This window comes from Nitrosopumilus piranensis (genome assembly GCF_000875775.1).
Lineage (GTDB): Archaea > Thermoproteota > Nitrososphaeria > Nitrososphaerales > Nitrosopumilaceae > Nitrosopumilus > Nitrosopumilus piranensis.
On record NZ_CP010868.1, the window covers coordinates 1,288,348 to 1,310,664 of the forward strand.

The following is a 22,317-nucleotide window of genomic DNA, read 5'->3' on the forward strand; positions in this document are numbered from 1 at the left end:
AGATGAGTTAAAAAAACTTATTCCAAATTATGAGATGATTTTCGTCTAAACAGATTGGTAAATTTTGCAATAGCAGTATCAATTGGACAAACCTCACATTGAACACCAGAAGAGTGACTATCAAGATGTTTTTCAAATTGCTCTCTTGATTCAAATACAAGATCACATTTTTCACAATAGACCTTTGTGACATTGTTTCTTGGTGGTTTATCCATAATAATTAATCAGAATTAGTGCTTATAAAGATCCTGTTAAAAATCAACATGTGAGAAAAATTCTAGATAAATTTGTTACAGGATTCTTTGTAGTTACACTAGGAATTATGTGGTATTGTAGTACAAAATTCTATGTTAAACCAAACAGACATTCAATAGTAGTTTACGATATTTTTGGAAAAGAGACAAAACTAGATGGAGTCAGAGTGGATTTTAAAACACAAAATATTGCACAAAGTTACATTTCAGAATACAAAAAAAGATTTCCACATTATAATTTTGCAATGAGAATGGAGATACCAGAGATTAGAAAAAATACAATACCTAGAATTTTTAAAAAGATTCAGAGGTAATGGATTCTCATATGAGTATTGAGTTCAACTTGATATCGAGTTACAAATCCACAATGTGAGCATGAGAACATTTCTTGTTGTTGAGTAGATTCTCTTTCAATAACTTTTCCAGACACAGAAGTGATACTGATGAAATTGTTATTTCCTATGACAGCAAAATTACGTCCTTCCCCAATAGAATCTAAAAATTCTTTGATTGCAGTAACTACAGTATTGGTGTCAATTGCCTCATCATCCAAAGTTGATAAAGTAAATTGGTTATTTTTTAGTGTAGGTATGGCTGCAACTTGATCTGAGACATATACTACAAGTTCATTTTTGATTGGTAAAACATCTTTACAGTCAATTGTAAGCATGAATAATTTGACGCAACTCAATATTTTAGTTTAACAATTATCGAAAATGATTATTATGGTTCAATATTGTGAATTTTGTAATGGGAGATTCAGAAACTTTTGGGATAGAGAAAGGTCATGGCCAAGAAGTAATTGCGTGGTTAAATGAGCAAGCAAAATCACAAAAAACAAAACTTGAAGCAAGATTGTATGGGTATACGGTATCAACAAAGAATTTTGGAGACTTTGAGATGTTTTCATGGGTTGGAGATGTTCAAGCAGCTAGAAAGATGATAATTAAAGCAAGTAAGAGATTCAAAGTAAAAGTTATCGAAGGAGGATACAAGCCAAAAGAGAAAGTGCTAAGTATGAAAAAATTTGATTTTGCCAAAGTCAAAAAGAGTGATAAAACAATAGGACAGTTAAAATTTGTAGCACCAAGATTTGGAAATAGTCAATGGGAAATTGAAGATGAGGAGCGTCATTAGAATATGAAAAATATAGGAATCATAGGTTTAGGGATGTTAGGAAATGCAGTTGCATTACACTTGTTAGATTCAGGTTACAAAGTCACTGTATTCAATAGAGATGAAAAAAAGACCATGCAGTCAAAAGAGAAAGGAGCTACGGTTGTTGATTCACCAAAAGATGTTGCAAAAAAATCAGATTTAGTAATTATAGTTGTAAAGGATGCGGATGCAGTAAAGCAAGTCTCATTTGGTAAAAATGGAATCATAGAGGCAGAAAATAATGAATTAATTGTTGCAGATATGAGTACAATTGATCCTTCAGAATCAAAAAATATTTCAGAGAAATTTCAAGAATACAACATTAACAAATTAGACATACCAGTAATGGGAGGCCCCAACGTAGCAATTACAGGCGATTTGGTAATGATGGTTTCAGGAGATAAAGAAAGTTTTGAAGAGTGCAAAGCCATATTTGAAAAAATTGCAAATAAGGTATTTTTCTTAGGAGAAAGTGGTGTTGCACATTCTATCAAGCTAGCCATGAATCTGCAAATCACCATGCTTGCACTTGCATTGTCTGAAGGAATAACACTAGTCAAAAAGACAGGAGTAGATCCTAAAAAATTTCTCGAGATTTTAAATTCGACTTATTTTAAAACTGGGATGAGTGAAAAAAAGGCATTTAAGATGATAGATAGAAACTATGATCCAACATTTACACTTGCAAATTTAAAAAAAGATATTTCTACAATGACTAGTGTTGCAAAAGATTTAGGAATTGAACTGCCCATGATACAAAAAGCTGAAGAAGTGTACGAAAATGCGATAAAAGAAGGACTAGGGGAAATTGACTATACAGGAATTATTGAATATCTTAAACGAATTAATGAATCCAAATAATCAGGAACGAAATTTAACAAAAATTCTATAAGTTATTAGAAATATACCAAATCATGAGATTAAAAGATAAAGTAGCCATTGTTACTGGTGCTTCTAGTGATATTGGTAAAGGAATTGCAAAGAGATTTGCTGATGAAGGTTCCAAAGTTATTCTTATTGCAAGGAATCTTGAGAAATTAGAAGAAACCAGAAAAGAGATCGGAAACGAAGATTCCACTGTCTCAATGACTTGTGATTTAACAGATGAATCTCAAACATTACAAGTTGTAAATCAAATCATGGACACATATGGAAAAATAGACATCCTTGTAAATAATGCAGGGGCAATCAATGATCCTATTCATTTTCACGAAATGAAAGATTCGGAAATTAAAAAATTGATTGATGTGAATCTGTTAGGAGTGTTCAATATGACAAAATCTGTTTTGGCAAAGATGTCAGATGTTAGAAGTGGGGCAATTGTAAATATTGGTTCTATCTCAAGTGAGAGAGCTATCCCACGAGTACATTTAGCAGTGTATTCTTCTACAAAGGCAGCAATCCCCATGTTCACAAAATCAATTGCAGTAGAATATGCAAGAAGAAACATTAGATGTAATTGCATCAATCCAGGAATTATTAACTCAGGCTCTATTAAGCCATACCTTGATGATCCTCAAGCAAGAAAAGTTCTAGAAGAAAGATTACCTCTTGCAAGAGTTGGAGAACCAGAAGATGTTGCAAATGCAGTGTTATACTTGGCTTCTGATGAAGCAAGCTGGGTCACTGGAGCAATTCTTAATGTTGATGGCGGAAAGACAGCTTCAGAAGGATAATCCTTTCTCAAGTAATGTTTTTGCCAAAAGTTGAGAGACCCTAATTGGTTCAGGAACTGTTCCATGTAATGTTAAATCATTGAGAAGATGTTTTACATCATTTAATGTGCAACCTTCTTTTCTAACAAAAACATCATAAGATGTACTCAAGGTAATTTTTTTACGTTTTCCCAGTTTAGCATACTTGTTTAGTTTTGATTCAAAAGAATTTGGGAAATGGTGTTTTATTGAATCCTCTATCCCATCTGAATCATGATAAGATACTCCAATAAGTGGAATTTTTAATATATCAAATAATTTTTTGATGTCAATGATATTATACATTGAAACAATTAGTCCTGAAATCAGAACATAACTGATATCAGACCTGTTTAGGTCATAATACATCTTCAATATTGCATCAGTTGCATCATCGCCTTCTAATGTAGCGCTTCCAAAAACAAATCCATCTATAACAAAATCTCTTCTCATCACAATACCAGAAAAAACAGATTTTCTAGAGTTTTGTTTGAAACTCTCAGCAATAGCTAATCCACGCAGACCTTTTTTTTCAAGATGAAGAGATCTCATTTTTCTTCCTCATATATGCACGATAGCTTAATCCAGTGACAAGCATAATGATTCCAGTAACTGCAGACCACATTACAAAAGATGAGATTTGAGATTCATCCATGAAAAATAAGAGATTTTTAAACATCTAAAGTTTCGGATCAGAAGACTCGTTTTTGTCTGAAACATCTAAATAGATTTGATATTGATTAAAATTATGCCTGAATTCATATGCCCAGACTGTGGTAAACGTCTATTTCATGAGAATGAAACCACACTAAAAATTGAAGAGACAATTCATTCAAAATTCTGTAGAAAAACAGAAGGGGAAACTCACAGTTACATGCATAGAGATCCAGCACATATGAGCACATTTGATTCAGAAAGAGAGAATGATTCAAACGGTGTGCCTGTATTGAAAAAATAGTTTTTCAGGTTTTCCTCAAAATTATATCCTAGATATTATTGATTCAAACCAATTGTCTGACACATATGATTATGATTTAGTGGTTGTTGGTGGAGGTCCTGCAGGATCATCAGCCGCATTTGAAGCTGCAAAAAACGGCACAAGGGTTGCATTAATTGAAAAAGAGGAATCGATTGCAGAAACTGTAAGGACTAGCGGAGTTACATGGATTAAAAATATCAAAGAGTTTGGAATACCAGATGATTGCTTTAATCCAATTAGGAATTTTTCATTTTGTTCCCCAAATAACGAAGTTACAATAAGTGATTCAGTTCCAAGAGCTGCAGTATTAGATGTTAGAAAAACATACAGATGGCTAGCAAAGCAAGCTGAAAAATCAGGGGCAGATATTTTTGTTAAAACAAATGTTAATGAAGTAATAAAAAATGACAAAGGGGACATCATAGGGGTCAGAGCTTCAGAACCTAATGGAAAAATTACATTTAACTCCAAAGTAGTCATTGATGCAAGTGGATTTCCTTCAACCGTTTGCAAAGCTATGGGATATGTTACACAATGGGAGAGATTCGGAGCGGGTGCAGAATATGAAGTAAAAGCTGAGAACGTTGACTCTGAGACATGGTGGCTTATGGTAGGACAACAGTATTCGCCTGCAGGATATGCATGGATTTTCCCATTAGGAGACAACATTGTCAGAATAGGGGTAGGAGTTGGAAAACCAGAATCCGATGTGGATCCTACGCAAAGACTCAATGAATTAATTGACAACAGAGTGGGTCCAATAAAAAAACTAGGAAAAATAACCCAACTAGAATTTCATTACGGATTAATACCAAATGATGGACTGTCAAGACAAACTGTCTTTAATAATTTGATTCTAGTAGGAGACTCTGCAGGTCAAGCAAACCCACTTGTATTAGAGGGAATAAGATACGCAATCAGATTTGGAAGAGTTGCAGGAAAGGTAGCATCAGATGCTATCAAATCAGGCAATACTGACAAGAATTCATTGTATCCATATGAGGATCACTGGCGAAAGGAGATAGAGTCAAAAATTAATTCTGCTGGAAGAGTTCAGGACAGATGGATAGGACTCACAGATGAAGAATGGGATAAAGAGTTAAACATCATTAAAGAACTAAAATCTGAAGAATTCCTAGATTTTATAAAAGCAGATTTTGGATTATCAAATATGGTAAAATTAGCAACACGTCACCCAAAACTTGCTGTCAGACAATTATTTAATTTAGTCAAGGGCAAAAACTAGTCTTCTTTTTGCAACAAGATTCTAAAATCAAGCCATGGTAACTACCCCAGGGTAGTTGCAGGACTTGAAATAGGGCACGGTATTGGTCTGGTCTGTCTTTACAGACATACAAATTGAATGAAATTGCTCAGCAGTACAAAGACTACAATCTCTACAAATCATGATGTTAGGTTTCATACAATGAGCACATTTTGTGTGCTCTGTCAATTTTCCACCACATCTTCTGCATGATTCATCAGGCATTTCTATTCAAAAGATATTTAGAAAAATTGAATATAAGCAGCACGTAGAAATTATTCATATCAATGATCAGTAAGACGAAGATTATAATGTAATTTAAAAAAACAAATTCCATGGATAGGGTTAGAAAAACATTTGATGAGTGGGCTCAAAATGGCAGGGCCGAATTAATGGAGATAGAACATGGAAAAAACGTATCTAAGTTTTTAGAAAAAGTGTCATTTGACAAACCTTTTAGTTTTCTTGATGTAGGATGTGGAAATGGATGGGTCGTAAGAAAAATTTCCAAAGAAAGTAACTGCAAAAAAGCAGTAGGGATTGATAAAAGCAAAAAAATGATCATTCAAGCAAAAAAGAAGAAAGATAATAAAAATCAAGAATTCATTCATACAAATATAGAATCATGGAAATATAGAGGAAAATTCAATTTCATTTTTTCAATGGAGACTCTATATTATTCAGATTCCATAGAGGAAGCACTCAAAAAAATTTACAGATTGTTAAAATCAGGAGGACAGTTTTTTTGTGGTACAGACTTTTATGCAGACAACAAAGCAACTGCAAGGTGGGCAGATGTAATGAAAATACAGATGCATTTGCACTCAAAAAAAGAATGGAAACAGTTTTTTGAAACTGCAGGATTTCATGTAAAAACTAAACACGTCAAAGATTTGAAAAGTAAAAAGAAATGGAAAAGAGAGTTTGGAACTTTGTTCATCATAGGCACAAAAGTCTAAGGTAATATTCAAATTCAATAAACAGATACCATAACTATGTGAGCTGGAGCACGACACGCTGCTACGGCAGAGGAAACTCCTCCCTCCATACAGGAAATGTGATCTGGAGATAGATAATCAGAGATGATTGGCAACGGAGCAGAAAAAAATCCAATATGGCGCACTATGATGGCAAAACCTGAGGTTTCCATAAAAGGAATGAAAAAGCCGACCCACATGGAGCAAAGCCAAACAGAACTGTAAGTTCCTGTACCAAGTTCAGGTAGGCTGCAAAGCGAAATATCGTGAAAACAGAAGGAGGGTTACTCCCAGCACACACTTTTAATTTTTAATTTCATAGTATTCAACTGGATGAGAAAACTGTCTGTTATAATCAACTTCTCTCCAAAATTTTTCTTCGTCAATTTTTTTGCCTTCAAAAATCCAAACGTTTAGAATTTTTTGCATGTACATTTGTGTAGTCTCATCAATCTCAGGTCTAGTACCAGTTTCTTTTTCTATTCTATCCCTTTCTTCTTTGAATGTTTTAAGTAGTCCTTTGAGAGTTTCCCCATTAATTTGAGCTGCCTTTTTTGCTTTAGCAAATTTCAAATCTTTTTTAAAATTGGATAAAAAACCCATAGTAAAACTAGAAAACTTTTCTAAAAATCTAACTCATAGAGTTGGCTTGTTCTTTACAGATTTCTGCATTACATCCACATGTTGCATCACACAAACATGCACCTTGCATTTCACAATCACATTCAGATCCCATATCGGCTGATGCTGCACACCCACATGCTGCCTCTTCAATTGCACCCTCAGGTTGTGGAGGATTTGGTTCAGTGGGTTCAGATGTTTCATCATAAACACTACGTGTCTGCTGATAACCAGCATCGTCTTTTAGTTGGGCTTCTCCTCTGTTGGTCTGATAACCACCTGATGAGGCGCTAGTTTGATAGCCTTGTAATCTACTTGGATCAATTCCTTGCTGACCCTCTTTTGTGTTCTTTAGTTGACGATTACTAAACATAAAGAATGCACCACCTGCAATTGCGGCAATTGCAGCCATTCCATAAATAATCATAACAGGGAAATCACCTGTAGAAGTCGTAGCATAATCTTCTGGAGGAGTTGGAGTTACACCTGCAATCTCTACACCATCAAAAATATCTAAAGCACCAAATCCAATTGCATACAAGTTTCCTTGATCTGAAGATTGAACACTTCTAACAACATATGGTTGGTCTGCAACAATTTCTGCTTCAAAGACTCTTTCGACTTGTCTTCCTTCTCTAATACTACTTTCACCCATAGTCCAACTAGAAACTACAAATCCAGAAATTTCTTGACTTAGACCAAAGGTTCCAGCATCAACATTAATTCCTGTTGGATCAAATAAGAAATGCCAGTTTGTTAATGGTTGTTGCAAGATAAAGTCAGCATTAATGAGATTTTTTCGTAAAACATCTTCAGCCTCAGTGCCTACAAAGAATGCTGCAGCTTCAGGTTCTACTTCAAGTAAAATGTTTATTGGAAAATTAATTTCATGTCCGTCAATGACAACATCACCATTTGCAGTTAGTCCTCTCCACCCCAAATCAACGAGTGTTTTTTGAGAGTCTTTGGTAATCACATAATTTGTTAAAGTTCCTTCAAGGATTACTCTATAATCAACAGATGTGTTGATGTTTCTTGCTTTAAGATGGATATCATAAGAAACATTCAAGTCAGAAATATGAGCCTGACTTCCATCTGCTTTAATTTTATCATTAAGTTGTCTTATCAAATTTTGAACACCAGGATCTGATGAATCAGCAGTTCCTTCAATGGTCCATTCTTGGCCTCTTAAGACATCAAAGAGTTGGCCACCATTTGGGTACTCGATGAATACGGTCTTTTGATAATTCATCTTAAATGGAGAACTTTCACTGTTTGGATTGATTTTTGCATCCATTTGAGCAGCCCATACAGGACTAGTAGAACCAATAACAAGTAGACCAGCAAGTAAAATTGTTAAAGTGACTGCCCTAGACACGATCTAGAAAGCAATTATTTGTAGTAATAAACTTATCCAACGTAAAGATCGGTATTTTTTGAAAAAGTAATATGGAGTAAGGTCTTCAGACTTTGCAGTTTTAGGAGAAAATGGTATGATTACAGTTTTAGCAGGAGGGACAGGTTCAGTCAAACTAGTCAGAGGATTAGTTTCACAGGAATCCAAAGTTAATGTAGTCAGCAATGTGGGAGACAATTATTGGTTGTATGGACTGTATGTATGCCCAGATATTGATACAATTGTTTATGGATTAGCAGATTTGCTTGATCAAGAAAGAGGTTGGGGAATTAAAAAAGACACATTCAATTTTTTGCGTCAGATGGAAGTTTTTGGAGAAGAGACATGGTTTAGAGTAGGAGACAGAGATGCTGCAACACATCTAATTAGAACAAACATGTTAAAGAACGGAAAAAATCTTAGCGACATTACAAAATGGATGTGTGAAAAATTTGCAGTTAGTGCAAACATCATTCCAGTTACAGACAACAGCATTGAAACTAGAATTATTACAGATAAAGGAGAATTACATTTACAAGAATATTGGGTAAAGCATAGAGGAAAAGATCCTGTTGAAGGAATTCAATACATCGGAGCTGACAAAGCCCGCCCTAATCCTGAAGCAGTAAATGCAATACACGATGCAGACATGGTAATTTTAGCTCCAGGGAATCCATTGACTTCAATTGGACCAATGCTCCAGATCAAAGGAATTAGAAAAGAGTTATCCAAAATAAAGAAAAAAGTTGTAGCAATTAGTCCATTAATCGGAGATAATGCAATTAGCGGTCCTGCTGCAAAATACATGCAGGCTGCAGGCATAGAGTCAAATGCTTATGGATTAGCAAAGATGTATTCTGACGTATGTTCTAACATAATTGTTGATACCAAAGATAGAATGTTAGTAAAGAAGATTCAAAGTCTAGATATGAAAGTTTTTGAGACAAAAATTACTATGAAAAATAAATTAGCCGAAGATGCATTAGCAAATTTCATCCTAAAACAAGTACACGTATAATTTGAAAATAGCTGCAATAATTCCTGTAAAGACTTTCTCTAATGCAAAAACGCGTTTAGATTTATCTCCTCAAAAAATTGAAGATTTGTGCAAAGTGATGTTAGAAGAAATTCTACATACAGTTTCGATTTCCCCACAAATTGACAAAGTCATCATGGTGACAAAAGAAGAAAAAGCAATTGAGATAGGCAAAAAATTTAACACTAATACCATAATTGATGAAAAAGAAGAAAGTGTAAACAGCGCAGTTGTACTTGCAGACAAGTATCTCTTAGAGAACAATTATGATGCATCCATTGTTTTTCCTCAGGATATACCATACATCAAAACCCAAGATATTGATTTTATGCTAAATTACAAGTCACCTCCCAATTTTGCCATAATTGTTCCATCAAGAAGATTTGATGGCACTAATGCACTAGTCAGAATGCCAATCGATTTAATGGAGACTCATTATGATGAAGACAGTTACAAGATTCACATGAATACTGCAAAAGAGCACACACTAAATGTTGCAATGGTATTTGTAAAAAGAATCATGTGGGATATAGACAATTCCGAAGATTTGAAATTCCTTTTAGAGCAAAAAGAAAAACCACACATTGCAGAAAAAATTAAAAATATTTTGGAAATAGACTAAAAGAATCAAAAAATATCCAGAAAATTACCTTTTTTTTAGGTACGATCACCAGCAGACTTATAAGGTATGGTTTAGAAAATGTTAAATATTATCATAAAAGGTTTTGGGAGATTAAGATGGTTAAAACAGTAAATCCAAAGGACAGATGTCCAAGATGCGGAAAAGGCACACTAGTTACCGATGCCAATACAGGAGAGAATTTTTGTGGCAAATGTGGATTTGTAATTACAGATAAAGTTGAAGAGTCAGGTCCAGAATGGAGATCATTTTCAAACGAAGGTGAAAACAAAAGCAGAGCAGGTGTTCCAACATCACTTGCGATGCACGATATGGGACTGGCAACTGTAATCAATCCCCAAAACAGAGATGCTACAGGAAAACCACTAACAGCTTCTATGAAAAGCACCATTGAAAGATTAAGAACATGGGATAGCAGAAGTCAGGTTCATGAGCCAGTTGATAGAAACTTTAGACAAGCATTCAGTGAATTAGACAGACTCAAAGACAAACTTGCAGTAGGTGATGCAGTTATAGAAAAAGCAGCTTATATTTACAGAAAAGCACTTGAAAAAGGACTAGTTAGAGGTAGGTCTATTTCAGCCCTTATTGCATCAGCACTTTATGCAGCATGTCGTGATACTGAAACTCCAAGAACGCTAAAAGATATTGGTCAAGCAAGCAACATCAAAAGAAAAGACATTGCAAGATGTTACAGACTATTGTTAAGGGAATTAAATTTGAAGATGCCCGTTGTGGATCCAATTAAATGTATTTCAAGAATTGCAAGTAAAGCAGGACTATCAGAAAAAACAAAAAGAAAAGCAACAAAGATTTTACAAACAGCTGAAGAAAATAAAATTTCAGCAGGAAAAGATCCAATGGGATTGGCGGCGGCTGCACTTTATGTTGCATGTGTAACAAATGGTGAAAACAAAACACAAAGAGATGTTGCAGAAGCTGCAGGGGTTACAGAAGTAACAATTAGAAATAGATACAAAGGATTGAAAGTAGCCTTAAATCTCTAGTGCAGATTCTTTTTTGAAATAAAATCTACTTAGAAACAGCATCGCCACAGAGAATATTCCAGAGGCCAAAAGTAACAATTCTAAAGTAGACATTAGAGAATGCGAAAATGCGTTTTCAATAGATATAGAATTAATCTGTGAGATAAAAGTCGCATAAGAGAATATGAAGTAATTTGTTGCCCAATGAATTAACAGGGATGCAACAAAACCAAACCTAAGATAGACCCATCCTAAAATAATGCCACCCGCAGTTGCTTGTGCAAACTTGCCTTCACTCCAAGAATCTCCAAACGCAATGTGTGCAAATCCAAATAAAACACCAACAAAAACAATCAAGAATATAGCTTTTCTAGAATCATAAACATCAAGATTTCTAGGAGACCACAAACATTTTAGAAAATATTTTGGAGATGTTCTGTGAGAATAGAGTGCAAATAATGGAATTCCAAGTAGAATTAAACGAAACCCAACTTCTTCTATCAAAGGTGCAAGTGAAACATAGAAAAATTGAATCAAATCATTGTCATCAAGTGGAGGAACTGTAACAATACCAAATTGTTCTTGAACAAAATTAATCACCACAGAAACTAAAACTAAGATAGAAAGCCATTTTGTGACACCAATCATATAATTTGAAGTGGCATCATATTTTCCAAAAGAGATGATAGAAGTAAATGATTTTAAAAATCCTGTTTGGGGACCCAAAAGTGCAATTACAAACAATACAGCATAAAAAATCCACAAGACAACAAAGACATCACCTATGCTGATATTAGAAAAAGTCTGGTGTATTGAAGTTCCTTCAAAAAGTGCTAAATGAGTTACAGGGAAATCATAATTGATATCATTTCCAACATCACTTTCAAATATTACAAATGCGCCTATAGGAAAAGATACAAGAAGTAATCCAAAAATTACTGATAGTAATGCAGTAAAAGGAATTCCAATGGCTTGGAGTAACTTGGTTTTATTTTGCAATTTGCTTTAATGCAGTTCTATACTTTCTTCAGCAAAACCTAGGTTGGTCAATGTATCTTTGATGGTATCACGATGATCACCTTGTAAGAAAATATAACCTTCTTTGGCAGTTCCGCCACATGCATATTTGCTTTTGAGTTCTTTTGCAACAGTCTCTAAATTATTTAATTTAGGATCCAAGCCCTCAATCATAGTACCTTTTTTCTTAAATCGTCTTGTTTCTAATCGAATTATAATTTTGGTGCTATCTTTGGCAAGTTCACCGCATGCACACAAGTCCTCTGGAAGACCACAAGTATTACAAATTACTGCCATTCGTTCGAAATGAATTCAATTATACGCACTATTAAGCCTTGTTTGAATATAGAATATTTTAAAAAATAATGAGATTTTTTAGATAGAAAATACAAGAAGAACCGTGTCAAAAGATCTGACAAAAAAAGCAGCAGAGATGCTGTTGCAAGGGGCAACACTGCTTAGTGAACCCTGCCCCTACTGTAAGGGAGTAAGAGTGATGAAAGAAGGCCATGCATTATGCATAAGCTGTGGCCGTGAACCTGAAAAAAAAGAAATTCCAGAAACAAAACCAATTGAGGCTCAATCTCCAATTCTAGGTACTTTAGAAAAGAAACTACAAGTCCTATCAAAGGAATTAGAAGACGAAAAAAATCATGCTAAGCAACAAGAAATACTAAAATCAATAAATTCATTGTTAGAAACGATCGAAAAGATAAAAGACAAACAATAAAGTTTTTATGTCAAAATCCTTGTTTTGAGATAGAATGGCAGATAAGAAATCAGCACCACTCCCAGCATCAAGTGGAGGTCTCATGAGATTCTTTGAAGATGAGACAAAAGGATTCAGAGTGGATCCAAAAATCGTAGTATCAATTCCCATCAGCCTAATTGCAGTATCATGGGCAATCGATATCTTTCTAGCTCCGTGAAGAAACAATGGAAAAAGCACCAGATGATGTATCAAATATCCACAACAGGTTTTCCCTTACTCTAGTCAATCCGTCTTCACATTACTTTTCACTATTTGTCTCATTAGGGGTTGCTGCAATAATTTCACTGGCAACACTTTTGGGCTACTTTGGAACTAATATAGAAGAAACATGGCATGTAGTTCTTGCAGTAATCACGGTACTTTTCTTAACACAATTACTTGACACCAGATTCACAAAGAAAAAAGAATACTCAAAGTCATTGCATTCATCATTATTTGCAAACATGTTATGGGCAGCAACAGTATTGTTAGGACTACTTGCAAGTCTAGTGTTATCCAAAGAGCCATCATTGTTCTTGATCACATTTGGTATGTTTCTATTTGCAAGTTTTAGAATCGGGATTTACACAACAACACTTGGTGTAAGCATAAAGAGAGCATGGGCAATTTGCTTTGTTCAACCACTAGCAATGTTTTTGGCCTTAGTACCACAAGACCAATGGATTCCAATGCTAAGTGATCCACTTGCATTAGGATATGGAGTCTCATTTATGATCATTGCAAGCGTATGGTCCATTCTCACAGACAGAGCTGGAAGACCAGGAATGGAAAGCACACACAAAACAATTCAAGCATATTTGGCATCTCAAAAAAATGATCATACAGAAGCTGAAGAAATTATGGAACAACGCTCAAGTGAGACAAAAGTTGCAACATCCCAAATCAGATTATCACCACAAAACGGAGGTAAAGAATTCAGAATGGTGTTACCTGAAATTCATCCAGGGCCATACCATCCTGTTGGAGGAAGCAACATACCATATCTAATTTACAAAAATTTGTCATCTTCAGCCATGGTAATGCATAGCATATCAGATCATGCATTAAATCTCCCATCAAAAAATGAAGTTGAGAATTATCTCAAAAATTTAGAAAATAGTAAAATCAAAGAAGAGGGATTACAGTGCACAGAACCAGTAACAGTACAAATCAACAAAGCAAGAGTAATCGGATTACTTTTTGGAAAAAATCCATTATTGTTTTTATCATTGTCACCTCACGGAATGGAAGATATTCCAAATTACATGAAAAATGAAATCGAACAATATGCTAAAAATAGAAACTATTCAAAACCACTAATCGTTGATTGCCACAATGCAATGGGCGAAGAGATTTCAAATGAAGATGGAGAAGATATGCTAAAGGCTGCAAAATCATGTCTAGACACTCTAATAACAAAAGATAGTTTTCCAATTGAATTTGGTTATGCAAACTCAGACAACATGGATGTATGGACCGAAGATCTAGGAATGGGAGGACTAGGAATTGTTTGTCTCAAAATAAATGAAAAAAAATACTTTCTAGGGTGGGCGGATGCAAACAATATGGAAAATGGAGTTAGAGAAAAAATCATAGATTTGTTTGCAAAAAAAGATCTCCAATTACTTGAAATTTGCACTTCAGATACTCATTACGCCCCTGTTAAAGCCAGGAATAGAAACGGATACTATCAATTAGGATTAATCACAAGTGCAGACAAACTTGCAAAATGGTTCTTAGAGATTGCAAGTAACGCCGAATCAAACACTTCAACTGCAAAATTTGAGATTTTAGAAAACGAGACAAAGGTCAAAGTTATGGGTCAAGGAATCTACGAGGATTACTCTAGGGCACTAGATAACTCGTTGAAAATTACCAAAGTATTCATGATTGGAGGAGTGGGGTTCTTCATTACTAGTCTTTTTGTATAGTTTTCATTTGATCAATATTTCCATAAAACTCATCAACAAATGAAGAGAATTGAAAAATAGGTACTATGGGTACATTTTCAATAAAATCTACTTTGTCTTGATACAGCGTAACTATTACAGGCACAGCAATTGCGCCCTCTGTTTTTGCAACATATTGTTTTGTTCTTTCGATTTGTTTTTTTACAACAGAAGAAAGGGACGACGTACTATAACGCTTCCAGTGTTTACAATCAATTAAAATTGCAATTCCTAACCTGATTCCAACTACATCAATTTCCATTCTGGGTTTTGTTAAGATCATGTTTTTTATTACAGCAAAATTTTTTGATGATAAAATTTCAGCAGTCAATCCTTCAAAATCTTTCCAATCAAGAGCGATTGAAATTTCATCAATTGGGAGTCCCTTTTCAAGCAATGAGATGGCTATCTTTAGTTTATCCCCATCTTCAAAATAATAGAAATTGTCATGTTTTGTTCCAATTTGATTTTTGACAAATTCATCTAAAATTATTTTTGAATCACCCTCATTTATCTTTGTAACAGCAGAAAAATCTTTGACAGATACACCACCTGGAATTATACCTTGTAATCCAGTAATCATTTTTAAATTAATTTTCAATGGGATTTCGTGAGACATGAAAGGAATTTAGGTTTTAGGAAATAAGAACGACAGGGTATTGTGATATAGGTTTTATTATAACCCGATTAAATTAGCGGTATGAAAAAATTGCTAGTTTTCATACTAGCTCTTTCAATTGTAGTTGTTGTAAACAATCAGTCATTTGCTGAAAAAAGTGTATTTGTTGATTCTGTGAAATTTATTCAGTATTTAGATGAAAATACTGCATTAGAAGAAGTTCGAAATGGGAATTTAGACATTTATTATTACAGAATTTCATCAGACAGATTAGAAAGCAATCAGTCAAGAGAAGGATTACAGGTCTTTGATTCAACTGGTGGCTCTTATAGTATTCTTGTAAATCCAGCAGATGCTGAAAAGTTTAATCCATTTTCAATCAAAGAAATCAGATTTGCATTAAATTATTTGGTAGATAGAAAATTAATTGTAAATGAATTAATGGGAGGATATGGTTCACCCATAATTTCCTATTACAGCACTTCAGATCCGGAATATCTAACAATTTTAGAGGAGTTGGAGATATTTAACTTCAAATACAATCCAGGGCTTGCAGAAGAAATTATTACAAAAGCTCTCAAAGAGAAGGGGGCAATCAAAAAAGAAGGAAAATGGAAGATAAATGAAAATTCAATAGAAATTAAAATTTTTATCAGAAGTGATGACCCCGTTAGAAAATCTATCGGAGAGATTCTTGCAATAGAGTTAGAGAGAATAGGATTTGTAGTCAAAAAAGATTTTGGTGATTTGAATAAAGCATTTGTTGTTGTATATGGTTCAAATCCATCTGAGTTACAATGGAGTCTATACACTGAAGGGTGGGGACGTTCGGCATTTGTGAAATATGATTCTGTAGGATTGGGTCAAATGTACTCTCCATGGTTTTCAAACATGCCAGGATTCAATGATCCATCATATTGGAATTATGAAAATAACAAACTAGATGAGATTACACAAAAAATTTACACAGGAGAATTCGAAACATCTGAAAAAAGATCAGAGTTGATTCGAGAAGCAGTAGTTGAAGGAATTAATGAATCTGTAAGAATTTTCTTGGCAAGCAAAATTGATCAGTACGTTGTAAATGAAAGAGTCAGTGGAGTTGTTAATGATTTTGGAGCAGGAGTACCAAGCAGATTTACACCAATTAACGCACAAAGTGATAGTGACGAACTTGTGATTGGGGTCAAACAGATCTATCAAGGTGCATGGAATCCTGTTATGGGATTAACAGACAGCTACAGCAGACATATTTGGGGCACGATATCAGATCCTGGAACATTCAAGCATCCATTTACAGGAGAAACATTTCCAATTAGAACAAGTTGGCAAGTTGAAACAGCAGGTCCAGATGGAAATCTCATAGTTCCTACAAAAGCAATAATGTGGAATCCAACATTGCAAAAATGGGAAAATATCAAACCAGAAACAATGGCAACAAGCAAAGTTGTTTTGGATTTTAATTTTGGAAATTGGCATCACGGTCAGAGAATAGACATGAATGATATTTTGTATTCACTATACTTTACAATTGAATGGGGGACACAAATAGATGAAAACGATAGAACCTTTGATACAGAGTTTACACCAAGGGCTGCTCAAAGTATTCAGACAATAAAAGGGATAAATCAAATCGATAAAGACACTATAGAAGTTTATGTTGATTACTGGCATTTTGATGAAGGGGAGATAGCGGACTGGGCAGTTATTTGGAATACAATGCCATGGGAGATTTCTGCTGCAATGGAAAAAGCAGTTTTAGATGGCAAGGCATCATTTTCCAGATCGGGAGCTACAAGTAAGAATGTAAATTGGATTTCATTGATAGTGCCAAATGATGCAAATCTAGTCAAAGATTATTTGAGTGATTTTAGAAACTCGAACTACATACCTATATCATTAAAACAAAATAATTTAGAATCAAAATACTATCAAGAAAGATTTGAATCAGCAATAAAGTGGATTGATGAAAAAAACCATGCAGTAATTAGTAATGGTCCATTTTATTTAGAGTCATATTCACCAGAATCACGGACAATTTTAGTAACTGCTTTTGATGATGATTCATATCCCTTTGAAATTGGAAGTTGGTCTGAATTTCAAAATGCAGCATTTCCAATTATCAGAGAAATTAAATTAAAAGATGTGATTCAAAAAGGAGAAGAATTTTCAGTAGAAATAGAGGTTGAAAATACAGATTCTATCCTATACTTTTTATTAAATAGTCATGGAAATATGATATCATCAGAATCCATACAAGTGGATAAAGACAAAATAAATCTCAAAATAGATTCAGAAAAATTACTGCCTGGAACAGGTAACATCAAAATTTTTGCTGTTTCAAATTCAGTTCTTAAACCAGATTTTTATGAATCAAGTTTTATTGTAACTGAAAAGAAAACAGAGTTACCAAGTAGTTCTTCTGATAATATAGAATTTTCAGAAGATGGTATAAAATACGAGGTTTTGATTATTCCCATAATCATTATTATCGGAATTATTATTTTATTAAAAAAACATCATAACAACCCATAATCTTTTAGAATTAATTCAACTTGTTCTTCCTTTTCTAATTTGGAATATTCACCCAAAAGGTTTTGATTAAGTTCATAGAATGTATGTCCCCACTTGAATTTATCAAGCAACTCTAATCCCTGTTCGTTATGTCCCAAAATAAACAAAGATGCTGTCAAGGCTTCAGCAGTAGTTAATTTATTTAATTTAGCATAGTTTACTGGATTTCCTGCAAGCAACGGGGGCAACTTTCGTTTTATTCCATTAAATTTTTTTGAAAATGCTTGATCTGCTAGATTCCAAGAGCAATCAATTCCAACTATAGAGTTGATCAATGACCTGTCTTTTGGCATCAAAGTATTTTTTGAAAAGGGATCTAAAACTAAACCTTTTATTCCAATCTTTTTAATATTTTGAGCAAGACCAAACTTTATCATTTTTGCAGCAGTACATTTTTTTGGATCATCTTGATAAAACATCAAAACCTGAAGTTTCATTTCAAATAATTTTAGAATGAAGAGTATTTTGAATTTACTCTACAGTCTTGTATGTTACCTTGTAATAGAATCGAGATACCTGATCATCTTTTATTATCTCCACATTCCAATCAGAATCAAGTAAGAAATCTTCAGAGGATTCAGGTAAAATACTGAATTTTTCTAGGCGAACATCAGGACCACTATATCTAACATTTAGGCTCATTCCATCCACCTCCACAACATCATAGATTTGACCAGGTTTTCTAGTAGATTCACTAACAAGGCAATCAGCATCAGGACCAATTACACAAATACCACTTGAAGATGAAATTTTGAGATTAACATCAGAAATATCAGATCTTAAAGGAGTTAGCAAAGAACCTGAAATAACTCTTGGCAACAGAGTCACATCATCAACAGTTTTTTCTTGTGCAGATACAGAAATGATATTATCAGCAATTCTATTTTCTTTTTCAATTACTGTTTCCAATTTTGGAGTAGGTGGTTTTTCAACAACATTAAATCGGATATGTTTTGTTTCAAAGTCAGCATCAATGGTCACCTCATATTTTCCAATTGCAGATGCAGTGTTTGGTATTTTATATTCATGAGTAAATGAACCAGATGGGCTTGGGCGAATTGATTTAACTGCACCAGTATGAACTCCACAAATAAAAGAGCCACAGGTAATTTCGGTATCAGACTTTTTAATTATGCTTACATCATATGTTTCTAGATAGATGAGTTTGTTTGGCTTTCCAGAAATTATTACAGTATCACCAGGGTGATATTCAGGTTTATCAGTAGAGACTAACAAAGATACAGGATCATCAATACCAAAAGTAAAATCATTAGCAACACTAAAGGTAGCAGTTGCTCTAGCAGTAGAATAGACTGCCTTGACAGAATAAAATCCTTCACTAAATACGGTTGCAGGTAATTCAAACAAACTTGAAAATTCACCTCCAGGCTTTGGATAAACAGCAGATTCATGAATAATTTTGTAAGGGAATACACCATCCAGAATTTGGATTGTTACACGGTCAGGTACAACAAGTCCTTCATCGCCCTGTATTCGTTGAATTACATTTCCCACTACCTTGAGTTTTTCTCCTGCTTGGTAAAGGGGTTTTCCAGTTGTTACAAATATAGGAGTTTTTGAAATAGAATCATTTGCAGGATCTGCTGAAACCTTAAAAAATAGTGTTTCACCATAGGAGTCAGTTCCTATGTTTATTTTATAAAGACCAAAATTAGAAGAAGATGTACTTCTACTATCATCTCCTTTAATAGTTTGATATCTTTCAGAGACAGGAGTGGTCCAGGACCATGAAAATCTCTGATTATCAATTGGAGCTCCATATGTTGTGGTTGTTCCATCAGGTCGTGTTACTGAAATTGTTACGGCTCGATCACTAGTAGGAATAATTCCGTTAAGAGAGACCTTTTCTCCTAATCCATATACCTCTTTGTCAAGGGAGATAGTAAGGCCACCAGCCAAATCATCAACAACTTCAAAAGTTGCAGTGGCCAAAAGATCAAGATATTGTGCAGTAATTATGTATGTCCCTTCAGAAAATATTAATCTGCTAATATCAGTTGCGACTTCAAACGTTCCACCAGCTTCAGGAATTGCAGTAAGCTGGTAATCTGCTACTACAGATCCTTTTCCTCCAGTAGCACCTTGATTTACCCCTCCAGGTACCCCAAAAATCGAAAGAGGTTTTCCATCTTCAGTTTTTATTGAAATCAACACTGTAGGAATCTCAAAACTTGTGCGTTCAACAAGGTTCTTTATTTTACCACTAATTACAAGTTCTTTATCCAAATTGAAATCATAAACAAGTTTGTTAGTTGTAATAGCCAAAGGTTCAGTTATCTGAACAAAATTTTCAGGATCTACTACCGCTTTTATGGTTTTTTTGACAGAGCCAACATCTTTTGAAACTTTAATTTTATAATCTCCTAACCGCATATTCTCATTAGGAATGGTAAATGAGTATTGGAATTTTCCATTTCCATCAATTCTAACGACATCCAAAATTTTTAGGACAGAGCCGCCACCAACTTTACTACCAGTACCTAATGAAAGGCTCTTTGTTTGTACTATTTCTAAATCAAGTGCAGGAATCCAAACATCATTTAGTCTTCCTGTAATAGTAACAACTTCACCCAATCCATAAACTTCTTTATCAGTCCACAAAGATATTGGAACTGTTTCTTTAACATCTTCTACTACCTCAAATGTAGCAATTACAGATTTGTCAAAATATTCCCCAATTATTTGATAAGTTCCATAAACTGGGTTGACAGTAGATATGAAAACATTAGTTTTGAATTGGCCATCCACTGGAAACAAATTTCCATTATAGACAACATTATCAGAAGAATCAGTTACTGTGAACTTCATTCCTTGAAGAGGTATAATTTCAGTAGTAGTGCCCATAATTGAAACAAGTTCACCAGGAAGGTATTGAGATTTGTTCGTAACCAAACTTAGATAACCATCCTGTTTAGATTGTTGTTCCGTTATTTCAAAACCTACAGAAAACGAGGTACTTGCAGTAGCACCAGCATAACTTACATTTACATCATAATTTCCTTCATTAATACCTAAAACTTGGTGTAGACTCAAAGTTGTTTTATAATTTAATTTTAAATCAGGATGCAAAGTCAAAGTTCTATCAAAGTTTGGACCAGTAATTTTTACAGTAATTACTTCAGGTTGGAAGAATGGTTTTTCAATAAAGACTTTTTTTGAGACACTTCCTTGAATTATTACAGTTTCTCCAAATGAATATGAAGACTTTGGAGATGAAACTGTTACAGTGGTTTCTTCTGCTTTTTGTTCTTGTATTAATTTCCCATTAGTAGAGCCAGATGTAGAGGTTACAAATTTCCAATCATCATAGCTGTCAAAATCATAGCCATCATAGATTCTTTGCCAAGATTTAAAATCATTTTGAATGTCAGATAGAACAGGAGTCTTGTCAATTACAACACCATTTTCATCTCTCAACTCAACTGATTCACTCGAATCAGTGAACCAAACACTTTGATATGAAAACGTTAAGAATTGTCCAGGATTAATAGTTGTCCCAGATGGAATGGTCATAGTTTTCTTTAGAACAGTAGTTGATGCAATCTTCCATCCACTCAAATCAATTGTAGAGTCAGTGGGATTGTAAAGTTCTACCCATTCAGAAATAGATTTTGAATCATCTCCAGGGGGATTGATATCAACTTCATTAATTACAACGGTTTGATCAGTTTGGGCATATGCAGGTACAATTACTCCTGCAAGTAAGAATATGAAAAATACTATAGGCAGGTTCCGATTCATTGCTGTTTCCTACTTTTTTGGGCCAGAAGAGTCATTTTAGAATGAAATTGAGGAAAAGTTGAGCTAGTTGTTAAAGTCATATATCTTAAAGACATCAGGAATTTTAGTAGTTTTTCAGTTTTAAGGCATACGTAGGAATCATTCCTGAGAATAGTCACAGTTTGGACATTTTTTCTCATGTATTTTAGCCCCGCACTCAAGGCATATGCCTTCACCCACATCCCTTTGAATTAACTGTCGTCTCTTTGCAACATAGATTTTGATTCCAAAATACATGATAATTACAATAATTGCAGCATATGCAGGACTCATAAAGGGAATAAGACCAATCATAAAAAGCAATAATCCTGCAATCAAAATTATATCTCGTCTCTCAAATTTCAATGAATCAAGACCTCGATGAATTGATAAAAACATGCCGGAGCTCAGAGCCATTAGTTTACTTCATATCAAAGTCATTACTCTAACTCTTCTTCATTGCTCGGCAGTAATAATATGAATTGATTTGATAATAAGATAATGGTGGGATCGGCGAGATTTGAACGCGCGACCTCTGCGTCCCAAACGCAGAATCATACCAAGCTAGACCACGATCCCAGTAAATCCTAAAAGTTGCCCAATTTAAGCTTCACAGATAATC

At 34.2% G+C, this 22,317-nt stretch carries 26 protein-coding genes, 1 tRNA gene and 1 other RNA gene; 15 read left to right on the plus strand and 13 right to left on the minus strand.

What is annotated here, in order from left to right:
• Positions 1-17: 17 nt before the first annotated feature.
• Positions 18-215, minus strand: a complete 198-nt coding sequence (locus NPIRD3C_RS07790) for a hypothetical protein (protein ID WP_148703612.1) — start codon at positions 213-215, stop codon at positions 18-20.
• Positions 216-265: 50 nt separating this feature from the next.
• Here NPIRD3C_RS07790 and NPIRD3C_RS07795 point away from each other — a divergent pair, with 50 nt between their 5' ends.
• Positions 266-568 carry a hypothetical protein gene (locus NPIRD3C_RS07795; RefSeq protein ID WP_148703613.1) on the plus strand — a complete coding sequence of 101 codons (303 nt, stop codon included), beginning with the start codon at positions 266-268 and terminating at the stop codon, positions 566-568.
• On the opposite strand, the gene NPIRD3C_RS07800 is transcribed toward NPIRD3C_RS07795, so the two are convergent.
• Positions 559-924: a C2H2-type zinc finger protein gene (locus NPIRD3C_RS07800; RefSeq protein ID WP_148703614.1), complete on the minus strand. Its 366-nt coding sequence runs from the start codon at positions 922-924 to the stop codon at positions 559-561. The two genes, NPIRD3C_RS07795 and NPIRD3C_RS07800, sit on opposite strands and share 10 nt — an antisense overlap.
• Positions 925-1,004: 80 nt before the next feature.
• On the opposite strand from NPIRD3C_RS07800, the gene NPIRD3C_RS07805 reads away from it, so the two are divergent.
• The 3 genes from NPIRD3C_RS07805 to NPIRD3C_RS07815 are packed head-to-tail and all read left to right on the plus strand — an operon-like array spanning position 1,005 to position 3,088.
• The gene (locus NPIRD3C_RS07805) at positions 1,005-1,391 is read left to right on the plus strand and encodes a hypothetical protein (protein WP_148703615.1); all 387 of its coding nucleotides are present in this window, start codon (positions 1,005-1,007) and stop codon (positions 1,389-1,391) included.
• Positions 1,392-1,394: 3 nt separating this feature from the next.
• Positions 1,395-2,273, plus strand: coding sequence for an NAD(P)-dependent oxidoreductase (locus NPIRD3C_RS07810; protein ID WP_148703616.1), 879 nt, complete (start codon positions 1,395-1,397; stop codon positions 2,271-2,273).
• A gap of 53 nt (positions 2,274-2,326) precedes the next feature.
• Complete coding sequence (locus NPIRD3C_RS07815; RefSeq protein WP_148703617.1) at positions 2,327-3,088, plus strand: SDR family NAD(P)-dependent oxidoreductase; 762 nt, start codon at positions 2,327-2,329, stop codon at positions 3,086-3,088.
• Here the strand turns inward: NPIRD3C_RS07815 and NPIRD3C_RS07820 are convergent.
• Both NPIRD3C_RS07820 and NPIRD3C_RS11010 read right to left on the minus strand, forming a co-directional pair.
• Entirely contained in the window at positions 3,077-3,658 is a 582-nt protein-coding gene (locus tag NPIRD3C_RS07820) for an endonuclease dU (protein ID WP_148703618.1), read from the minus strand. The genes NPIRD3C_RS07815 and NPIRD3C_RS07820 overlap by 12 nt on opposite strands.
• A complete protein-coding gene (locus NPIRD3C_RS11010) occupies positions 3,639-3,761 on the minus strand; it encodes a hypothetical protein (RefSeq protein WP_255464665.1) in 123 nt (40 codons plus the stop codon). Before NPIRD3C_RS11010 ends, NPIRD3C_RS07820 begins: the two co-directional genes overlap by 20 nt.
• Before the next feature lie 93 nt (positions 3,762-3,854).
• Here NPIRD3C_RS11010 and NPIRD3C_RS07825 point away from each other — a divergent pair, with 93 nt between their 5' ends.
• The 4 genes from NPIRD3C_RS07825 (at position 3,855) to rnpB (ending at position 6,625) form a co-directional block, all read left to right on the plus strand.
• Positions 3,855-4,064, plus strand: a complete 210-nt coding sequence (locus NPIRD3C_RS07825; protein WP_148703619.1) for a hypothetical protein — start codon at positions 3,855-3,857, stop codon at positions 4,062-4,064.
• A gap of 52 nt (positions 4,065-4,116) precedes the next feature.
• A complete protein-coding gene (locus NPIRD3C_RS07830; RefSeq protein WP_148703620.1) occupies positions 4,117-5,331 on the plus strand; it encodes an NAD(P)/FAD-dependent oxidoreductase in 1,215 nt (404 codons plus the stop codon).
• Positions 5,332-5,684: 353 nt separating this feature from the next.
• Positions 5,685-6,308: a class I SAM-dependent methyltransferase gene (locus NPIRD3C_RS07840; RefSeq protein WP_148703622.1), complete on the plus strand. Its 624-nt coding sequence runs from the start codon at positions 5,685-5,687 to the stop codon at positions 6,306-6,308.
• Between the two features lie 38 nt (positions 6,309-6,346).
• Positions 6,347-6,625, plus strand: an RNA gene (rnpB, locus tag NPIRD3C_RS07845) — RNase P RNA component.
• 4 nt (positions 6,626-6,629) lie between these two features.
• On the opposite strand, the gene NPIRD3C_RS07850 is transcribed toward rnpB, so the two are convergent.
• Both NPIRD3C_RS07850 and NPIRD3C_RS07855 read right to left on the minus strand, forming a co-directional pair.
• Positions 6,630-6,899, minus strand: coding sequence for a hypothetical protein (locus NPIRD3C_RS07850; RefSeq protein ID WP_237087640.1), 270 nt, complete (start codon positions 6,897-6,899; stop codon positions 6,630-6,632).
• Positions 6,900-6,957: 58 nt separating this feature from the next.
• Positions 6,958-8,325, minus strand: coding sequence for a hypothetical protein (locus NPIRD3C_RS07855; RefSeq protein ID WP_148703624.1), 1,368 nt, complete (start codon positions 8,323-8,325; stop codon positions 6,958-6,960).
• Between the two features lie 115 nt (positions 8,326-8,440).
• Here NPIRD3C_RS07855 and cofD point away from each other — a divergent pair, with 115 nt between their 5' ends.
• The 3 genes from cofD to NPIRD3C_RS07870 all read left to right on the plus strand — a co-directional run bounded on the left by cofD (position 8,441) and on the right by NPIRD3C_RS07870 (position 11,026).
• Positions 8,441-9,361, plus strand: coding sequence for a 2-phospho-L-lactate transferase (gene cofD / locus NPIRD3C_RS07860; RefSeq protein WP_148703625.1), 921 nt, complete (start codon positions 8,441-8,443; stop codon positions 9,359-9,361).
• Between the two features lies 1 nt (position 9,362).
• A complete protein-coding gene (cofC, locus tag NPIRD3C_RS07865) occupies positions 9,363-10,001 on the plus strand; it encodes a 2-phospho-L-lactate guanylyltransferase (protein ID WP_148703626.1) in 639 nt (212 codons plus the stop codon).
• Between the two features lie 116 nt (positions 10,002-10,117).
• Complete coding sequence (locus NPIRD3C_RS07870) at positions 10,118-11,026, plus strand: transcription initiation factor IIB (RefSeq protein ID WP_014962921.1); 909 nt, start codon at positions 10,118-10,120, stop codon at positions 11,024-11,026.
• Here the strand turns inward: NPIRD3C_RS07870 and NPIRD3C_RS07875 are convergent.
• Complete coding sequence (locus NPIRD3C_RS07875) at positions 11,015-12,004, minus strand: CPBP family intramembrane glutamic endopeptidase (protein ID WP_148703627.1); 990 nt, start codon at positions 12,002-12,004, stop codon at positions 11,015-11,017. The two genes, NPIRD3C_RS07870 and NPIRD3C_RS07875, sit on opposite strands and share 12 nt — an antisense overlap.
• A gap of 6 nt (positions 12,005-12,010) precedes the next feature.
• Complete coding sequence (gene yciH / locus NPIRD3C_RS07880) at positions 12,011-12,319, minus strand: stress response translation initiation inhibitor YciH (RefSeq protein ID WP_148703628.1); 309 nt, start codon at positions 12,317-12,319, stop codon at positions 12,011-12,013.
• A gap of 103 nt (positions 12,320-12,422) precedes the next feature.
• Here yciH and NPIRD3C_RS07885 point away from each other — a divergent pair, with 103 nt between their 5' ends.
• The 3 genes from NPIRD3C_RS07885 to NPIRD3C_RS07895 are packed head-to-tail and all read left to right on the plus strand — an operon-like array spanning position 12,423 to position 14,704.
• Positions 12,423-12,752 carry an Sjogren's syndrome/scleroderma autoantigen 1 family protein gene (locus NPIRD3C_RS07885; protein WP_148703629.1) on the plus strand — a complete coding sequence of 110 codons (330 nt, stop codon included), beginning with the start codon at positions 12,423-12,425 and terminating at the stop codon, positions 12,750-12,752.
• 34 nt (positions 12,753-12,786) lie between these two features.
• Positions 12,787-12,951 (plus strand): preprotein translocase subunit Sec61beta, encoded by a 165-nt coding sequence (locus tag NPIRD3C_RS07890; RefSeq protein ID WP_148703630.1) that lies wholly within the window; start codon positions 12,787-12,789, stop codon positions 12,949-12,951.
• A gap of 7 nt (positions 12,952-12,958) precedes the next feature.
• Positions 12,959-14,704, plus strand: a complete 1,746-nt coding sequence (locus tag NPIRD3C_RS07895) for a DUF2070 family protein (RefSeq protein ID WP_148703631.1) — start codon at positions 12,959-12,961, stop codon at positions 14,702-14,704.
• On the opposite strand, the gene NPIRD3C_RS07900 is transcribed toward NPIRD3C_RS07895, so the two are convergent.
• Complete coding sequence (locus NPIRD3C_RS07900; RefSeq protein WP_148703632.1) at positions 14,688-15,341, minus strand: hypothetical protein; 654 nt, start codon at positions 15,339-15,341, stop codon at positions 14,688-14,690. The two genes, NPIRD3C_RS07895 and NPIRD3C_RS07900, sit on opposite strands and share 17 nt — an antisense overlap.
• Before the next feature lie 81 nt (positions 15,342-15,422).
• On the opposite strand from NPIRD3C_RS07900, the gene NPIRD3C_RS07905 reads away from it, so the two are divergent.
• Complete coding sequence (locus NPIRD3C_RS07905) at positions 15,423-17,876, plus strand: ABC transporter substrate-binding protein (RefSeq protein WP_148703633.1); 2,454 nt, start codon at positions 15,423-15,425, stop codon at positions 17,874-17,876.
• On the opposite strand, the gene NPIRD3C_RS07910 is transcribed toward NPIRD3C_RS07905, so the two are convergent.
• The 4 genes from NPIRD3C_RS07910 to NPIRD3C_RS07925 all read right to left on the minus strand — a co-directional run bounded on the left by NPIRD3C_RS07910 (position 17,861) and on the right by NPIRD3C_RS07925 (position 22,274).
• Complete coding sequence (locus NPIRD3C_RS07910; RefSeq protein ID WP_148703634.1) at positions 17,861-18,352, minus strand: DUF367 family protein; 492 nt, start codon at positions 18,350-18,352, stop codon at positions 17,861-17,863. The genes NPIRD3C_RS07905 and NPIRD3C_RS07910 overlap by 16 nt on opposite strands.
• Before the next feature lie 34 nt (positions 18,353-18,386).
• Entirely contained in the window at positions 18,387-21,677 is a 3,291-nt protein-coding gene (locus NPIRD3C_RS07915) for a lamin tail domain-containing protein (protein WP_192827843.1), read from the minus strand.
• Between the two features lie 138 nt (positions 21,678-21,815).
• Positions 21,816-22,112, minus strand: a complete 297-nt coding sequence (locus NPIRD3C_RS10700) for a hypothetical protein (protein WP_237087641.1) — start codon at positions 22,110-22,112, stop codon at positions 21,816-21,818.
• A gap of 85 nt (positions 22,113-22,197) precedes the next feature.
• Positions 22,198-22,274, minus strand: a tRNA-Pro gene (locus tag NPIRD3C_RS07925).
• Between the last annotated feature and the right edge of the window lie 43 nt (positions 22,275-22,317).

Coding starts and splice junctions, on each gene's coding strand:
- NPIRD3C_RS07810 (WP_148703616.1), top strand. CDS start 1,395: ATGAAAAATATAGGAATCATAGGTTTAGGGATGTTAGGAAATGCAGTT.
- NPIRD3C_RS07805 (WP_148703615.1), top strand. CDS start 1,005: ATGGGAGATTCAGAAACTTTTGGGATAGAGAAAGGTCATGGCCAAGAA.
- NPIRD3C_RS07895 (WP_148703631.1), top strand. CDS start 12,959: ATGGAAAAAGCACCAGATGATGTATCAAATATCCACAACAGGTTTTCC.
- NPIRD3C_RS07840 (WP_148703622.1), top strand. CDS start 5,685: ATGGATAGGGTTAGAAAAACATTTGATGAGTGGGCTCAAAATGGCAGG.
- NPIRD3C_RS07900 (WP_148703632.1), bottom strand. CDS start 15,341: ATGTCTCACGAAATCCCATTGAAAATTAATTTAAAAATGATTACTGGA.
- NPIRD3C_RS07820 (WP_148703618.1), bottom strand. CDS start 3,658: ATGAGATCTCTTCATCTTGAAAAAAAAGGTCTGCGTGGATTAGCTATT.
- NPIRD3C_RS07815 (WP_148703617.1), top strand. CDS start 2,327: ATGAGATTAAAAGATAAAGTAGCCATTGTTACTGGTGCTTCTAGTGAT.
- NPIRD3C_RS07825 (WP_148703619.1), top strand. CDS start 3,855: ATGCCTGAATTCATATGCCCAGACTGTGGTAAACGTCTATTTCATGAG.
- NPIRD3C_RS07790 (WP_148703612.1), bottom strand. CDS start 215: ATGGATAAACCACCAAGAAACAATGTCACAAAGGTCTATTGTGAAAAA.
- NPIRD3C_RS11010 (WP_255464665.1), bottom strand. CDS start 3,761: ATGGATGAATCTCAAATCTCATCTTTTGTAATGTGGTCTGCAGTTACT.
- NPIRD3C_RS07915 (WP_192827843.1), bottom strand. CDS start 21,677: ATGAATCGGAACCTGCCTATAGTATTTTTCATATTCTTACTTGCAGGA.
- NPIRD3C_RS07905 (WP_148703633.1), top strand. CDS start 15,423: ATGAAAAAATTGCTAGTTTTCATACTAGCTCTTTCAATTGTAGTTGTT.
- NPIRD3C_RS07890 (WP_148703630.1), top strand. CDS start 12,787: ATGGCAGATAAGAAATCAGCACCACTCCCAGCATCAAGTGGAGGTCTC.
- NPIRD3C_RS07800 (WP_148703614.1), bottom strand. CDS start 924: ATGCTTACAATTGACTGTAAAGATGTTTTACCAATCAAAAATGAACTT.
- cofD (WP_148703625.1), top strand. CDS start 8,441: ATGATTACAGTTTTAGCAGGAGGGACAGGTTCAGTCAAACTAGTCAGA.
- NPIRD3C_RS07910 (WP_148703634.1), bottom strand. CDS start 18,352: ATGAAACTTCAGGTTTTGATGTTTTATCAAGATGATCCAAAAAAATGT.
- NPIRD3C_RS10700 (WP_237087641.1), bottom strand. CDS start 22,112: ATGGCTCTGAGCTCCGGCATGTTTTTATCAATTCATCGAGGTCTTGAT.
- NPIRD3C_RS07870 (WP_014962921.1), top strand. CDS start 10,118: ATGGTTAAAACAGTAAATCCAAAGGACAGATGTCCAAGATGCGGAAAA.
- yciH (WP_148703628.1), bottom strand. CDS start 12,319: ATGGCAGTAATTTGTAATACTTGTGGTCTTCCAGAGGACTTGTGTGCA.